Origin of the sequence: Micromonospora sp. URMC 105 (genome assembly GCF_051386295.1) — a bacterium.
GTDB lineage: Bacteria > Actinomycetota > Actinomycetes > Mycobacteriales > Micromonosporaceae > Micromonospora.
This window is the reverse complement of sequence record NZ_JBPQTL010000122.1, coordinates 1-14,839: the sequence shown is the minus strand read 5'-3', so window position 1 is coordinate 14,839 and position 14,839 is coordinate 1. Positions and strand designations below refer to the sequence as shown.

Below are 14,839 nucleotides of genomic sequence, written 5' to 3'. Positions count from 1 at the left end.
GGTCGGCCTGGTGGTGGCGGTGACCGTCAGCCACTGGTGGAAGATGTCGATCCACACCGCGGTGGCGGCCGGCGCGGCGGCGGGCAGCGCCGGCAACGGCGGGCCCAGCGGGATCAGGCTGACCACGCCCGGCCCGGCTGCGGGCACGGTGGCCGGCGCGGCCCCGGGGCCGGCCGGTGGCACCGCCGACTGGCCGGTGGCGGGCAGCGGGACGACCACCGGGCCGACGGAGGGGGTGGGCAGGAACGGGGTGCTGCCGTCGGGGAGCGCGCTGCTGCCGACGGTGGCCGAACCGGCGCTGAAGGCGGCGAGGATCGGCATGGACGCGGTGCCGGCGAGCAGGGCGACGGTGAACAGGTATCCCCGGCCGGGGGCGCCCGCACCGGGGGCGCGGTGCGCGCCGATCATCCGGCGGTAGCCGCCCCCGGCCCGGTGCCGGCCGAGCATGGGAGCGGGGGGACCGTCACCTGACACGGACACCGGACAACTCCCTCGTGGTCGATCCCGGATTCGGCGCCGGTGGCCTGCTAAACGGACATACGTCTCGAAAAGGTCCAACCGGCACTAGGCCAGCTTGGCCCAGTGACACTCAGTTCACCAGGGACCACAGCGTGTCGACACACAAATTGTGCGTCGCCGTGAATCTTCCAAGCGACAAATGCTTCTATGCGTCGCGAAGCAGACGGAACCGGACCGGTGGGGGAGGCCATACTGTGGGGCCGCTCACCTCCTCTGCAATCATTCAGGCACGACGGCAACGCAGCCGGCCGCCGCGCACCCCGCGGCAGGCGCGGTTCGGCGCCGGCACTCCCGAACCGGGTTCCTCCCCGAATCCGGCTCACCGCCGCGCGGCAACCCTCACCGGGGCTAGGCGCGGCCGCCAGGAACCAGCCCGGCACCGGCCGGGCCGGCGTACGAGTTGCGCGGACCGGTCACCCCCGGCGCCGACGCAGACACGACAGGGAGAGACGGATGGCAAAGGGCGACCCCGGGGTCACCAGCCGCGGCCGGCGGGCCGCACCCCGGTCCAAGCGCACCGCCGCGGCGGGCGAGCCGGAACTCGTACAGCTGCTCACCCCGACCGGTGAGCGGATCGAGAGCGCGACCGGCCCGGACGGGACCGAGTACCGCGTCGACTTCACCGACGAGGAGTACCGCGGGCTCTACCGCGACCTCGTGCTGGTCCGCAAGCTCGACGCCGAGGCCACCGCCCTGCAGCGCCAGGGCGAGCTGGGCCTCTGGGCCAGCCTGCTCGGCCAGGAAGCCGCCCAGGTCGGCTCGGGGCGCGCGCTGCGTACCCAGGACATGGCCTTCCCGACCTACCGGGAGCACGGCGTCCTCTACTGCCGGGGCATCGACCCGATCATGCCGCTCGGCCTGTTCCGCGGCGTCGACCAGGGCGGCTGGGACCCGAACGAGTTCAAGTTCAACATGTACACGATCGTGATCGGGGCGCAGACCCTGCACGCGACCGGGTACGCGATGGGCGTCCACATGGACGGCCGGACCGGCACCGAGGACGGCGAGGCGGTGATCGCCTACTTCGGCGACGGCGCCACCAGCCAGGGCGACGTCAACGAGGCGTTCGTCTGGGCCAGCGTCTTCAACGCGCCGCTGGTCTTCTTCTGCCAGAACAACCAGTACGCCATCTCGGAGCCGCTGGAGCGGCAGACCCGCGTCCCGCTGTACCAGCGCGCGGGCGGCTTCGGCTTCCCCGGCGTCCGGGTGGACGGCAACGACGTGCTCGCCTCGTACGCGGTGACCCGGCACGCGCTGGACAACGCCCGGCTCGGCCAGGGCCCCAGCCTAATCGAGGCGTACACCTACCGGATGGGGGCGCACACCACCTCCGACGACCCGACCCGCTACCGGATCGCCAGCGAGGTCGAGGCCTGGCAGGCCAAGGACCCGATCGCCCGGATGAAGGCGTTCCTGGAGAAGCAGCAGATCGCCGACGCGGACTTCTTCGCCTCGGTCGACGAGCAGGCCCGCACCGAGTCGGTGCACCTGCGCGAGCGGGTACTCGCCATGCCCAACCCGGAGCCGGTGTCGATGTTCGACCACGTCTACCCCACCGGGTCCCCCGAGCTCGACGAGCAGCGGGCGCAGTTCAGCAAGTACATGGAGTCGTTCGAGGGGAGCGCCCACTGATGGCCACGGAGACGCTCACCCTCGGCAAGGCCCTGAACACCGGTCTGCGCAAGGCCCTGGAGAACGACCCGAAGGTCGTCATCATGGGCGAGGACGTCGGCAAGCTCGGCGGCGTCTTCCGGATCACCGACGGGCTCCAGAAGGACTTCGGCGACCAGCGGGTGATCGACACCCCGCTGGCCGAGTCCGGCATCATCGGCACCGCGGTCGGCCTCGCCATCCGCGGCTTCCGCCCGGTCTGCGAGATCCAGTTCGACGGCTTCGTCTACCCCGCGTACGACCAGATCGTGTCGCAGGTGGCGAAGATGCACTACCGCTCGCAGGGCAAGGTCCGGATCCCGATGGTCATCCGGATTCCGTACGGCGGCGGCATCGGCGCGGTCGAGCACCACTCGGAGTCGCCGGAGGCGTACTTCGCGCACACCGCCGGCCTGAAGGTGGTGACCTGCGCCAACCCGCAGGACGCGTACTCGATGATCCAGCAGGCGATCGCCTCGGACGACCCGATCGTCTTCCTGGAGCCCAAGCGGCGCTACTGGGAGAAGGGCCAGGTCGACCTGGACGCCCCGCTCGCGGACGCGTACCCGCTGCACTCCGCCCGGGTCGCCCGCCCCGGCACCGACGCCACCGTGCTCGCGTACGGCCCGATGGTCCGGACCTGCCTGGACGCGGCCACCGCCGCCGCCGAGGACGGCCGGGAGCTGGAGGTCATCGACCTGCGCTCGCTCTCCCCGCTGGACCTGACCGCCGCGTACGAGTCGGTGCGGCGCACCGGCCGCTGCGTGGTCGTCCACGAGGCCCCGGGCAACCTGGGCCTGGGCTCGGAGATCGCCGCCCGGATCACCGAGGAGTGCTTCTACTCCCTGGAGTCCCCGGTGCTGCGCGTCACCGGCTTCGACACCCCCTACCCGGCCAGCCGGGTGGAGGAGGAGTACCTGCCCGACCTCGACCGGGTGCTCGACGCCGTCGACCGCACCTTCGGCTGGTGAGCGCAATGTCACGGATCAAGGAGTTCAACCTCCCCGACCTGGGCGAGGGCCTGACCGAGGGCGAGATCCTCGCCTGGCTGGTCAAGGTGGGCGACGTCATCGAGCTGAACCAGCCGATCGTCGAGGTGGAGACGGCCAAGGCGGCCGTCGAGATCCCGGCGAAGTGGGCCGGCCAGGTGCAGGCGATCTTCCACCCGGAGGGCACCACGGTCGAGGTCGGCACGCCGATCATCGCGATCGACACCGACCCGGGCGCCGGGCCGATCGAGCAGTCGACGACCGGTGCGCCGGCCTCCGCGCTGCCCACCCCGTCGGCGGCCTCGCTGGCCGCCGTCGAGGTGGCCCCGGCCGAGGGCGCGGTCGAGCCGGGCCTGATCGGCGGTCCCGCCCCGGGTGGGCGTACCGCCGTGCTGGTCGGCTACGGCCCGCGTACCACCGCGGCCAAGCGCCGCCCGCGCAAGGGCGCCGTACCGACCCAGGCGTCGGCCGCGCCGGTCCAGGCCGCGCCGGTTCCGGTGGCACCCGCACCGGTCGCCCCGGTCGCCCCGGTGTCGCCGCCCGCGGCGAACGGCAACGGGCGGGCCGGTGGGCTGGTGCTGGCCAAGCCGCCGGTGCGCAAGCTCGCCAAGGACCTCGGCGTCGACCTCTCCACGCTGACCGGCTCGGGCCCGCTGGGCTCGATCACCCGGGAGGACGTGCAGCGGGCGGCGGAGGGCACCTCGTCGGCGGCCGAGCCGCTGACGGTGGCCGCCCCGGCCACCTCGGCCGCGAGCTTCGGCGCGGACCGCGAGCAGCGCATCCCGGTCAAGGGAGTACGCAAGCTCACCGCGGAGAACATGTCCCGCTCGGCGTTCACCGCCCCGCACGTGACGGAGTTCCTCACCGTCGACGTGACCCGGGCGATGAAGGCCTTGGACCGGCTGCGCGAGCGGCGGGAGTGGCGCGACGTCCGGGTCTCGCCGCTGCTGCTGGTCGCCAAGGCGGTGCTGCTGGCGGTCAAGCGCCACCCGATGGTCAATTCGACCTGGGCCGGCGACGAGATCGTGGTCAAGGACTACGTCAACCTGGGCATCGCGGCGGCCACCGAGCGCGGCCTGATCGTGCCGAACATCAAGGACGCCGGCCGGCTGTCGCTGCGCGAGCTGGCGGACGCGATGACCGGCCTGGTGCAGACGGCCAAGGCGGGGAAGACCTCCCCGGCCGACATGTCCGGCGGCACGCTGACGATCACCAACGTGGGGGTCTTCGGGGTGGACACCGGTACGCCGATCCTGCCGCCGGGTGAGTCGGCGATCCTGGCCTTCGGCGCGGTCCGCGAGATGCCCTGGGTGCACAAGGGCAAGGTGAAGCCGCGCCAGGTCACCACGCTCGGCCTGTCGTTCGACCACCGGATCATCGACGGTGAGCTCGGCTCGAAGTTCCTGCGCGACATCGGGGACTTCCTGGCCGACCCGGAGGCGGCGCTGCTCGCCTGGACCTGACCGTCCACGACACCAGCCACGGCCGGTGTGCCCAGGGTGAACGCCCGGCACACCGGCCGTTGCCATTGCACGAAGAAAAGTTCGGCATTCACCCTCCCTGGCCTACGAATCGTAGGCAGGTGTCTCAGCTCACCTACTAATCGATGGAAGTTGGCGCCGTCTTGCGCTTCAATAGAGACATCAGGGGCTGACAACCGAATAGCCGGAGGAGAGACACCATGAGCATGATCGAGCGCATCCGCACCCGCCGCGACGCCACCCGCCGCGCCCGCGCGATCGAGCACGCGCTTCGTTCCGCCAACTCGCCCGCGGTGCGCGAGGAGATCCTCGCGATCGCCCAGCGTCACATGAGCTGACGCGGCACAGACTTTCCTCGCCTCCTCCAGATCGATGACCCGCCCGGGCGACCGGGCGGGTCATCGGCGTCTCCGGGGGCGTTGAGACCGGGATTCCACCTCGGCCGGACGCCCGGTACGGTGGGGCACGGTCGCCACCCCGCCGACCCGGAACGGGATCGAGCCGGATGAGAGCCGATCGCCGTCGTCCGGCGACGCGGAGTGACGGCCGGTGCTCCCCGGAGGCCCCGCGCGGCCACCGGATACGGTGCGGGGAGGCCGCACGGCCGATCCGCCGGCGACACCGGCGGGCCCGCCGCCCGGTCCCGGACGGCATCGGCGGCCGACATGTGATGGAGGAGGCGCACCCATGACGTCCGAGGGCCAGCACCGCCCCGGCCAGGAGCCGGACCAGGTGCCACCGGGCGCCGGTGGACCGGCGCCGTACGGCGACCGGCAGACGCAGCAGTCCGGCGGTTACGGCGACCCCGCCGCCCCCGACCTGGGCTGGGCACCGCCGCCACCCGCAGGCCGGCCGGAGCAGTCCGCCCCGGCCTGGGCCGCTGGGCAGGAGCAGCCACCGGCGTGGGGTGCCGCGCAGGTGCCGCAGCAGGGCGAGCCGGCGCAGCCTGCTCAGTGGACCCCGCCGCAGGCCGCCTGGACGCCACCGTCCGATCAGCCCGCCGCCTGGGCCGCAGCCGCCGTCCCGGGCCAGCCCGCCCCCGGCCAGCCCGCCGGGCCGGGCGAGCCCGCGCAGCCCGCCTGGGCGCAGCCCGAGCAGGCCGCCCCGGCGTGGGCGCAGCCCGAGTCCGGCGTCCGTGGCGCCGCCCGGGTGCCGCAGCCGAACGACGCCTGGCCCGCCTCCGCCGGCCCGGACTCCTCGGGCGGCTGGAACGCCGGTGCCGGTCAGCAGGACCAGACGCCGGCCGCCAACGGCTGGGCCGCCGCACCGCAGCACGACGAGCCGGCCCGCTCCGGTGGCTGGAACCCGCCGGCCCAGGACGACCCGGCCCGCTCGGGCGGGTGGCCCGCCGGTAACCCCGGCCAGGACCAGGACGCCGCGGCCAACGGCGGCTGGAACGCCGGCGCACCGGCGTCGCACGACGCGTCCACTTCGGGTGGTCGGCGCGACGGCGCCGGCCAGCACGAGCAGCCCAACGGCTGGAACACCGCTGCCCCGCAACAGGACCAGGCCAACGGCTGGGGCGGCGAGGCAGCGGCCGGCCAGGACGACGGCTCCCGCTCCGGCGGCTGGACCCCGCCGTCCACCCAGGACGACACTCCCCGCTCCGCCGGGCGCGCCTCCGTGCCCGTGCCGGCGCAGCAGCCCGAGCACGCCGGTCCCGCCTGGGCGCAGCCCGACGCGGGCGCGCGCGGCGCCGCTCAGGTGCCGCAGCAGGACGCCCCGGCGGCAGCCTCCTGGTCCACGCAGGACGATCCGGCGCGCTCCGGCGGCTGGAACGCCGGCGCCACCGCCCAGGACGACGCGGCCCGCCCCGCCGGGTGGGACACCGGCGGCCGGGGCGACGCCGCCCACGCGGGCAGCTGGAACGCCCCCGCCCAGGACGGCGCCGCCGGCCCCGGTGGCTGGAACGACGCCGCCCAGAGCGACGAGCGGTCGCCGCAGTCCTGGAACGCGGCCCCCGCACAGCCGCCGGCCCGGTGGGACGCCGCCGAGGAGCAGCAGCCCGCCCAGGCTTGGAGCGGCCCTGGCCAGGCGCAGGACGACCAGCGGCCGCGCGGCGAGTGGAACGCCCCGCAGGAGCCCGCCCGCGCCGGTTCCTGGGGCGCGGCCGCCGTGCCGCAGGAGGACGACCGCCCCGAGCCGGGTGGCTGGACGCCCCCGGAGCAGCCCGCCCGGGCGACCGCGTCCGTCTCGGTCCCGGACGGCCCGCCGACCTGGCAGGCGAACGCCGAGAACCCGCCGCAGTGGGCCGGCGCCGACCGGCCGGCGGTGCCGGACGCCGAGCCGTGGGCCGCCGAGGAGGTCTGGGGCCGCGCCGAGGCCGCACCCGCGCAGCGCGCGGGCGGGGACGCCTGGGAGCCCCGGCGTGCCGACGAGGCGCCGATCTACCAGCCGGGCCCGGCACCGGGCATCTCGCCGGCCAACGCGGTGCCGCTGCCGCCGCAGGAGCAGCGGGTGCCGGGCGCCAGCCTGGCCGCCACGCCGCCGGCCGACTACGCTGCGCCGGCCCAGTTCGGTGGCGCCGACCAGTCGGCCGGGCGCGAGGGCGCGCCGCGCGCGTACGAGCCGGACCGGCCGGGCTGGGGCCCGGCCGAGGAGCCGCAGTCGCCGGCCGGGCCGGTGGTGCCCGCGCCTCGTACCTCGCCCGAGGCCGACGGGGCCGGACGCGCCGCCGTGCCGACGGCCGACAGCGCAGAGGCCGCCGCCGGTCGGGCCTCGGCGAGCGCGTCGGTGCCGCTGGCCAGCCGGGTGATGCCCCCGACCGACCAGGCCCTGCGGCCGGGCGGCGGCGCGGGCGCGGCGCAGCCCCGGGTGTACGGCCGGCCGGCCCGCCCGGAGCCGGTGGACGAGCCGGCCGAGGAGTACGACGGCCAGCAGGCCGAGCACGACTCCCCGCCGCGCTTCGACGAGCCGCAGCGTTTCGAGGACCAGCAGCGCTTCGAGGACCAGCAGCGCTTCGAGGGCCAGCAGCGTTTCGACGAGCCGCAGCGCTTCGACGACCAGGACCGGCGGCGCTTCGACGAGCCGGAGCGGCCGTCGGGTCCGGCGGGCTTCGGGGCCGAGGCTCCCTCGTCCGCCCCGCCCACCTCGCCCGCCGCGCCGCCGCCGTTCCCGGGCGCCATTCCTGCCTTCGCGGACCCGGCCAGCAACAACCGGCCGATGAACGGAACGCGCCCGCACGGTCCCGCCGACCGGTCGGCCGATCCGTTCGGCGCGCCCGCCGGCCCGGCCGTCGGCGGTCCGCCCGCCGGTGCGGTCCCCGGGTACGGGCACCCGGCCCATGATCCGGCCCACGGCGGCGCCACGGCGCCGTTCCCCCAGGCGGGACAGCCGTTCCCCCAGGCCGGGCAGCCCTTCCCGCCGGCCGGGCAGTCCGGTCCCGCGGCGTGGCCGCAGGAGCAGGAGTCCGACCAGGGGCGCTTCGACGCGTTCAAGCCGGACGCGGAGCCGAAGGCCGAGCAGCCGGCGCCGAAGGTCCGCAACGGCCGGGTGCTGGCCATGGTGCTGATCGCGGCGGTGCTGATCCTCGCCGTCCCGCTCGGCCTGCTCAGTCTGCTGGGCAAGATCGGCAGCAAGGACGAGCCCGCTCCGTTCAACCCGGCCGTGGGCTCCTGCGTCAAGCGGTCGGGCAACGGCGCGGCCGCGGCGAACTGCAACGAGCAGGGCGCGTTCACGGTGGTGTCCAAGGTCAACGCCAAGGACAAGTGCGCCGACGCGGTCCAGCCGTACGTGGTGCTGCCGGGCAGCGGCACCGACCGGGTGCTCTGCCTGAAGCCGGCCGGCAAGTAGCACGTCGACGGGGGCGGGGCCACGGTGATCCGTGGCCCCGCCGCCGTCGTTCGCTCCGATGTGATCAACCACGCTCCCCGGCCGGTCGGCAACCCGGCGTCCGGCAGACTGGGGTCATGAGCGCACGCGTACGGGCCCCCAAACTGCGCGGTCGGGGCTGGCTGAACACCGGCGGGCGGGAGCTGAAGCTCGCCGACCTGCGGGGCCGGATCGTCCTGCTGGACTTCTGGACCTTCTGCTGCATCAACTGCCTGCACGTGCTCGACGAGCTGCGCCCGCTGGAGGAGAAGTACGCCGACGTGCTCGTCGTGATCGGGGTGCACTCGCCGAAGTTCGAGCACGAGAAGGACCCGGACGCGCTGGCCGCCGCCGTCGAGCGGTACGGGGTGCACCACCCGGTGCTGGACGACCCCGAGCTGGACATGTGGGGCCAGTACGCGGCGAAGGCCTGGCCGACCCTGGCCGTGGTCGACCCCGAGGGGTACGTGGTGGCCACCATGGCCGGCGAGGGCCACGCCGAGGGGCTGACCCGGCTGGTCGACGACCTGGTCGCCACCCACACGGCGAAGGGCACCCTGCACCGGGGCGACGGCCCGTACGTCCCGCCGGCGGAGCCGGAGACCACGCTGCGCTTCCCCGGCAAGGCCGTGGTGCTCGACAACGGCAACCTGCTGGTCTCCGACTCGGCCCGGCACTCCCTGGCCGAGCTGGCACCCGACGGCGAGCAGCTCGTCCGCCGGATCGGCTCCGGTGAGCGGGGCCGGGCCGACGGGCCGGCCGAGACGGCCGGCTTCTCCGAGCCGCAGGGGCTCTGCCTGCTCCCCGCGCACGCCGCCGAGGTCGCCGGCTACGACCTGGTCGTCGCGGACACCGTCAACCACCTGCTGCGCGGCGTACGGCTGGCGACCGGTGAGGTGGTCACGGTCGCCGGCACCGGCCGGCAGTGGCGCTCCTCGGTCGACGACCACGCGCACGACGCGCTCTCCGTCGACCTCTCCTCCCCCTGGGACCTGGCCTGGTACGACGACCGGGTGGTCATCGCGATGGCCGGCATCCACCAGCTCTGGTGGTTCGACCCGATCCGCCGCACCGCCGGCATGTACGCGGGCACCACGGTCGAGGCGCTGCGCGACGGGCCGCTGCCGGACGTGTGGATGGCGCAGCCCTCCGGGCTCTCCGTCTCGGCCGACGGCGCCCGGCTCTGGGTGGCCGACAGCGAGACCAGCGCGATCCGCTACGTCGAGAACGGCGTCATGGGCACGGCCGTCGGTCAGGGCCTGTTCGACTTCGGCCACGTCGACGGGCCCGCCGACCGGGCGCTGCTGCAGCACCCGCTCGGGGTGTGTGCGCTGCCGGACGGCTCGGTGCTGATCGCCGACACCTACAACGGCGCGGTCCGCCGCTTCGACCCGGAGACCGACCAGGTCGCCACGGTGGCCGACGGTCTCGCCGAGCCGAGCGACGTGGTGCTCACCGCCGACGGCGACGTGCTGGTGGTCGAGTCGACCGCGCACCGGCTGACCCGGCTGGCTCCGGGCGCGCTCACCGCGGCCGGGGCGCGCACCGTGGACGGCCCCCGGCACCAGGTGGAGCGCAAGCCGACGGACGTGGCGGCCGGCGAGCTGACGCTGGACGTGATCTTCACGCCCGCGCCGGGGCAGAAGCTGGACGAGACGTACGGCCCGTCGACCCGGGTGGTGGTCTCCGCCAGCCCGCCGGAGCTGCTGGTCGAGGGGGCCGGCACCAGCACCGACCTGTCCCGGCGATTGGTGATCGACGGCAGTGTGGCCGGTGGGGTGCTCCAGGTGACCGCCCAGGCGGCCACCTGCGACGCGGACGTCGAGCACGCCGCCTGCCACCTGACGCGGCAGGACTGGGGCGTACCGGTGCGGGTGGTCGACGGCGGCGCGACGCGGCTGCCGCTGGTGCTGCGCGGCCTGGACGCCTGACCGGAGGCACGCCGGCTGCGCGGGCTCATCCCCGCCACACCGGGTCAGGCGAAGGGCTTCGGGGTCACGCCCGCGTCGAGCAGCGCGGCGCGCACCAGCGCCGCCGAGGCGACCGCGCCCGGGGTGTCGCCGTGCAGGCAGATCGAGCCGATCTGGCACGGGATGACGGTGCCGTCGACGGCGACGACGGTCTGCTCGGTGGCCATCCGCACCGCCCGGGCGGCCACCTCCTCCGGGTCGGTGACCAGCGCGCCGAGCGCGGTGCGCGGCACCAGCGAGCCGTTGGGCAGGTAGCCCCGGTCGGCGAAGCCCTCGGCGACCACCCGCAGACCGGCGCCGACGGCGAGCTGGGCCAGCTTCGAGCCGGGCAGGCAGAGGATCGGCAGCTGGTCGTCGTACCCGCTGACGGCGGCGACCACGGCGGCGGCCTGCGCCTCGTCGACGGCCGCGGCGTGGTAGAGCGCGCCGTGCGGCTTGAGGTAGCGGACCCGGGTGTGGAAGAGCCGGCAGAACGCGTCCAGGGCGCCGAGCTGGTAGACGATCTCGTCGCGCAGCTCGCCGAAGGCGTACTCGATGCGTCGGCGGCCGAAGCCGGCGAGGTCGCGGTAGCCGACCTGGGCCCCGATCGCCACGCCGCGCTCGGTCGCCCCGGCGCAGACCCGCCGCATGGTCGACGGGTCACCACCGTGGAAGCCGCAGGCGACGTTGGCCGAGGTGACCAGGTCCAGCAGCGCGTCGTCGTCGCCGAGCCGCCAGATGCCGAATCCCTCGCCGAGGTCAGCGTTGAGGTCCATGGAACCTGACCGTAGTCCCTGGCCGGGCCTGCGCGAGGGCGGTCACGTCGTCCACCACCCCGATGACGGGGTACCCGCCGGTGGTGGGGTGGTCGGCCAGGAAGATCAGCGGCTGGCCGTCGGCCGGCACCTGCACCGCGCCGAGCACGATCCCCTCGCTGGGCAGTTCGCCGGCCACCGCGCGGGGCAGCGGCGCGCCGGTCAGCCGCGCGCCGACCCGGTCCCCCACCGGGCTGACCGTGTACGGGGTGCCGAGCAGCCGCCTCAGCGCGTCCGGGGTGAACCAGTCGGCGCGCGGCCCGGGTCGCAGGGTCAGCCGCAGCTCACCGGCCGGTGGGCGGTGGACGGTCACCTCCACCGGTGCCGGCGGCCCGGGCCACGGGCCGATCGGCAGGCGATCGCCGTCGCGTACCGGGGGTGGGCCGAGGCCGGAGAGGGTGTCGGTGGCGCGGCTGCCGAGGACCGGCTCGACCGTGATGCCGCCGCTGACCGCCAGCCAGTTGCGCAGCCCGTCGCGGGGCGGTCCGATCCGCAGCACCGCGCCGGCCGGCACCGCGAGCGGACGGCCCACGTCGCCAGGGCGCGGGCCGACCCGCACGTCGGCGTCCGCCCCGGTCACCGCGACCGTGACGGCCCGGGTCGGCCGCAGCTCACAGCCGGTCAGGGTGATCTCCAGGCCGGCGGCGGGGACCGGGTTGCCCACCAGGCGGTTGGCCAGGGCCAGCGCCGCCGGATCGAGCGCCCCCGACCGGGGTACGCCGAGGTGCGCGTACCCGGGTCGGCCGAGGTCCTGGACGGTGGTGAGCGGGCCGGCGCGGCGTACCTCGATCATGCGGGCACCAACCGGACCCGGGTGCCCGGGGTGAGCCGGGCCGGCGGGTCGGCGTGCACGTCGAACAGGGGCAGGTCGGTGCGGCCCACCAGCAGCCAGCCGCCCGGCGAGGCGGTGGGGTAGATCCCCGCGTACGGCCCGGCGAGCGCCACCGACCCGGCCGGCACCCTTGTACGCGGACTGGCCAGCCGGGGCACTCCGCACTGCGGCGGCAGCCCGGTCAGGTACGCGAACCCGGGCGCGAAGCCGCAGAACGCCACCCGGAACTCGGTCTCCCGCAGCCGCCGTACCACCTCGGGGACGGTCGCGCCCCAGTGGCGGGCGACGACGGGCAGGTCCTCCCCGTCGTACACCGTCGGGACCTCGACCCGGGCGGTGGCGGCGGTGGCGGCGGCAGGCCGGGGCGTCCAGCCGGCGATCCGCGCGGCGGCGACCGCCGGCTCCGGTACGCCGTCGAGCAGGACCGTCGCGGCGGCCGGGACGATCTCCGCCGCGTCCAGGTCACCGGCGGCGCGGCGGTGCCACAGCTCGGCCCGCCACGCCTCCACCTCGCCGGGGTCGTCGCAGTCCAGCAGCAGGGCGTGCCGGCCGACGGCTCGGATCCGCATCCCGCCATCCTCCCCGATCGATCCTTCGGCGCGACGAGGCGGAGGCGCTACCTGCAAGTAACCTACGGTGTCGTAACCTGTATCGCGTGACCACCTCCGCACCGCTCCGGCTCAAGCCGGTCGACATCGGGAAGCCCCGGATGCGCGGCTGGCTGCACACCTACGCGTTCTTCGTCGCGCTCGTCAGCGGCGTCGTCCTCTGTGCGATCGCCGCCACCCGCCCCGGCTGGGCACCCCTGGTGAGCTGCCTGATCTACAGCCTGACCGTCTGCGGGCTCTTCGGCACCAGCGCCCTCTACCACCGGCGGGTGTGGTCCGAGCGGGGCTACCAGATCATGCGCCGGATGGACCATTCGATGATCTTCTTGTTCATCGCCGGCACCTACACGCCGTTCTGCGCGCTGCTGCTCGACCGCCGGATGGCCACCGTCATGCTCAGCGTGGTCTGGGGCGGGGCGCTGGCGGGTGTGGCGCTGAAGCTGATCTGGCCGCACGCGCCCCGCTGGGTCTCCGCGCCGCTCTACCTGGCGCTCGGCTGGGTCTCGGTGGCGATGCTGCCGCAGATCCTGCACGAGGGCGGAGTGACCGCGCTGGTCCTGCTCGCCGTCGGCGGCGCGATCTACAGCGTCGGTGCGGTCTTCTACGCGCTACGCCGGCCCAACCCGTGGCCCACCGTCTTCGGCCACCACGAGTTCTTCCACGCCTGCACCCTGGTCGCGGCGATCTGCCACCACATCGCCATCTACTTCGCGCTCTTCGCCTGACGGGCACTTCCCCGGTAGCCGGGCCGGAGGGGTCGCCCCGCCTTCGGGCCGGACATGGTGCGGGGCCCCGCACCGTTGCGGGGCCCCGACGTCTGCGGGTGGGCTCAGGCCGGGTAGCCGGGGCGGCGCACCTCGCGGTACTCCTCCCGCACCACCCGGTCGTCCTGCACCGGCACGACGCGGTCGGCCACCACCCGGTCGTCGCGCAGCGGGGTGGCCACCACCGTCCGGCGGCGGGTGTTCCAGAAGTAGAGGGTGGTCAGCAGGCCGGCGAGGCCGGCGAGCATCAGCACCCAGCCGACGACGTTCAGGTTGAGCCATCCCAGGTTCGCGTCGATGGCGAACGCGAAGATCGCGCCCAGCGCGATGAGGAAGATGCTGGCACCGATGCCCATGATGTCGCCTCCTTGGCATGTCCACTGGCGTTTCCGACCGCCGCGGCCATCGGTGAGCGAGCGGCACACATCGACATACCCAGGCGCTCCGGCCGCCAATCAGGCAAGCTGGGCGCATGACGGAGGGCACAGCCGAGGAACGGACACTGGTGCTGCTCCGGCACGCCAAGGCCGAGCAACCAGCCGGGAACGGCCCGGACATCGATCGCCCGTTGACCGTGCGCGGGCACGCCGACGCCGCAGCAGCCGGGGCCTGGCTGGCCCGCCACGCCGTGCTGCCCGAGGTGGTGCTCTGCTCGGCGTCCCGGCGTACCCGGCAGACCTGGCACGACGTGGCGTTGGGCATGACGGGATCCCCGCCGGAAGGGGGACCGGCGGGGCCGTCACCTGTGGTGCGCTACGAGCCGACCGCGTACGAGGCGCACCCGCAGGAGTTGCTCGCCCTGGTCCGGGCGGCCGAGCCGGGGGCCCGGACGGTGCTGCTGATCGCCCACAATCCCGGCATCTCGCTGCTGTCGGCGCTACTCGACCCGGAACGGGCGGATCCCGAGGGGCTGCGGACCACCGACCTGGTGATGCACCGCACCGCGCTGCCCTGGGCGGAGCTGGCACCGGGCGGCGCACCGATCGTGGACCGCCACACCGCCCGCAGCTGAGGCCGGCGGGCCGGCCAGTTGGGGGTTCGGTCAGGACGGCGGCGCGGTGGGCGGCGGCGGGTCGGGCGGCGGCGGCATCATCGCGGTCGGATGGGAGAGCCGGTTCTCCTCCACGATCAGCGTGCGGGCGCGCTTGCGCCGGTCCTGCCAGAACCAGAGCGTGGTCAGCAGCACGGCCAGCCCGGCCAGGATGAACACCCAGCCGACCGCGCGCAGGTCGATCCACCAGACGTTGGCCCGGATGGCGAAAGTCATGATCGCGCCCAGCGCGATGAGAAAGATTCCACTACCAATGCCCATGTGCGCTGCACTCCCCCGTGCGGTGGCCCTTGGGCGTGCCCTGAGGTGGTCCGCGACGGTTACCCGCCAACCGGCCCAGCTACCAACCCCGCCTCCGCCAATCCCGCCCC

The 14,839-nt window shown here is 74.8% G+C and carries 13 protein-coding genes and 1 pseudogene; 8 read left to right on the top strand and 6 right to left on the bottom strand.

What is annotated here, in order from left to right; all coding sequences use genetic code 11:
* Nucleotides 1–480: pseudogene (locus ACSNN7_RS26225) on the bottom strand (hypothetical protein); the annotation flags it as partial.
* Nucleotides 481–972: 492 nt separating this feature from the next.
* On the opposite strand from ACSNN7_RS26225, the gene pdhA reads away from it, so the two are divergent.
* The 6 genes from pdhA (at nt 973) to ACSNN7_RS26195 (ending at nt 10,380) form a co-directional block, all read left to right on the top strand.
* A complete protein-coding gene (gene pdhA, locus ACSNN7_RS26220; RefSeq protein WP_436683619.1) occupies nt 973–2,151 on the top strand; it encodes a pyruvate dehydrogenase (acetyl-transferring) E1 component subunit alpha in 1,179 nt (392 codons plus the stop codon).
* The gene (locus tag ACSNN7_RS26215; RefSeq protein ID WP_436683618.1) at nt 2,151–3,140 is read left to right on the top strand and encodes an alpha-ketoacid dehydrogenase subunit beta; all 990 of its coding nucleotides are present in this window, start codon (nt 2,151–2,153) and stop codon (nt 3,138–3,140) included. Before pdhA ends, ACSNN7_RS26215 begins: the two co-directional genes overlap by 1 nt.
* A gap of 5 nt (nt 3,141–3,145) precedes the next feature.
* Nucleotides 3,146–4,621, top strand: a complete 1,476-nt coding sequence (locus ACSNN7_RS26210) for a dihydrolipoamide acetyltransferase family protein (protein WP_436683621.1) — start codon at nt 3,146–3,148, stop codon at nt 4,619–4,621.
* A gap of 218 nt (nt 4,622–4,839) precedes the next feature.
* Nucleotides 4,840–4,977, top strand: a complete 138-nt coding sequence (locus ACSNN7_RS26205) for a hypothetical protein (RefSeq protein ID WP_172894132.1) — start codon at nt 4,840–4,842, stop codon at nt 4,975–4,977.
* Between the two features lie 349 nt (nt 4,978–5,326).
* Nucleotides 5,327–8,431 (top strand): LppU/SCO3897 family protein, encoded by a 3,105-nt coding sequence (locus ACSNN7_RS26200; protein WP_436683616.1) that lies wholly within the window; start codon nt 5,327–5,329, stop codon nt 8,429–8,431.
* A 116-nt stretch (nt 8,432–8,547) separates the two neighbouring features.
* The gene (locus ACSNN7_RS26195; protein WP_436683615.1) at nt 8,548–10,380 is read left to right on the top strand and encodes an NHL domain-containing thioredoxin family protein; all 1,833 of its coding nucleotides are present in this window, start codon (nt 8,548–8,550) and stop codon (nt 10,378–10,380) included.
* Between the two features lie 44 nt (nt 10,381–10,424).
* Here the strand turns inward: ACSNN7_RS26195 and ACSNN7_RS26190 are convergent, their stop codons facing one another.
* Genes ACSNN7_RS26190 through ACSNN7_RS26180 form a run of 3 tightly spaced genes read right to left on the bottom strand, consistent with a single transcriptional unit; the run spans nt 10,425 to nt 12,614 of the window.
* The gene (locus ACSNN7_RS26190) at nt 10,425–11,174 is read right to left on the bottom strand and encodes a LamB/YcsF family protein (protein WP_436683614.1); all 750 of its coding nucleotides are present in this window, start codon (nt 11,172–11,174) and stop codon (nt 10,425–10,427) included.
* On the bottom strand, nt 11,158–12,006 hold the full coding sequence (locus tag ACSNN7_RS26185; RefSeq protein WP_436683612.1) for a biotin-dependent carboxyltransferase family protein: 849 nt from the start codon (nt 12,004–12,006) through the stop codon (nt 11,158–11,160). The genes ACSNN7_RS26190 and ACSNN7_RS26185 overlap by 17 nt, the downstream gene beginning before the upstream one ends.
* Nucleotides 12,003–12,614, bottom strand: a complete 612-nt coding sequence (locus ACSNN7_RS26180; protein WP_436683611.1) for a 5-oxoprolinase subunit B family protein — start codon at nt 12,612–12,614, stop codon at nt 12,003–12,005. The genes ACSNN7_RS26185 and ACSNN7_RS26180 overlap by 4 nt, the downstream gene beginning before the upstream one ends.
* Nucleotides 12,615–12,700: 86 nt before the next feature.
* Between ACSNN7_RS26180 and trhA the strand changes: the two genes are divergently transcribed.
* Entirely contained in the window at nt 12,701–13,378 is a 678-nt protein-coding gene (trhA, locus tag ACSNN7_RS26175) for a PAQR family membrane homeostasis protein TrhA (protein ID WP_436683610.1), read from the top strand.
* A gap of 104 nt (nt 13,379–13,482) precedes the next feature.
* Here the strand turns inward: trhA and ACSNN7_RS26170 are convergent, their stop codons facing one another.
* Nucleotides 13,483–13,773 (bottom strand): DUF6458 family protein, encoded by a 291-nt coding sequence (locus ACSNN7_RS26170; protein ID WP_436683608.1) that lies wholly within the window; start codon nt 13,771–13,773, stop codon nt 13,483–13,485.
* A gap of 116 nt (nt 13,774–13,889) precedes the next feature.
* Here ACSNN7_RS26170 and ACSNN7_RS26165 point away from each other — a divergent pair, with 116 nt between their 5' ends.
* Nucleotides 13,890–14,429, top strand: coding sequence for a SixA phosphatase family protein (locus ACSNN7_RS26165; RefSeq protein ID WP_436683607.1), 540 nt, complete (start codon nt 13,890–13,892; stop codon nt 14,427–14,429).
* A gap of 30 nt (nt 14,430–14,459) precedes the next feature.
* Here ACSNN7_RS26165 and ACSNN7_RS26160 read toward each other — a convergent pair whose 3' ends face one another.
* Nucleotides 14,460–14,729 carry a DUF6458 family protein gene (locus ACSNN7_RS26160; RefSeq protein ID WP_067300694.1) on the bottom strand — a complete coding sequence of 90 codons (270 nt, stop codon included), beginning with the start codon at nt 14,727–14,729 and terminating at the stop codon, nt 14,460–14,462.
* Nucleotides 14,730–14,839 lie beyond the last annotated feature (110 nt).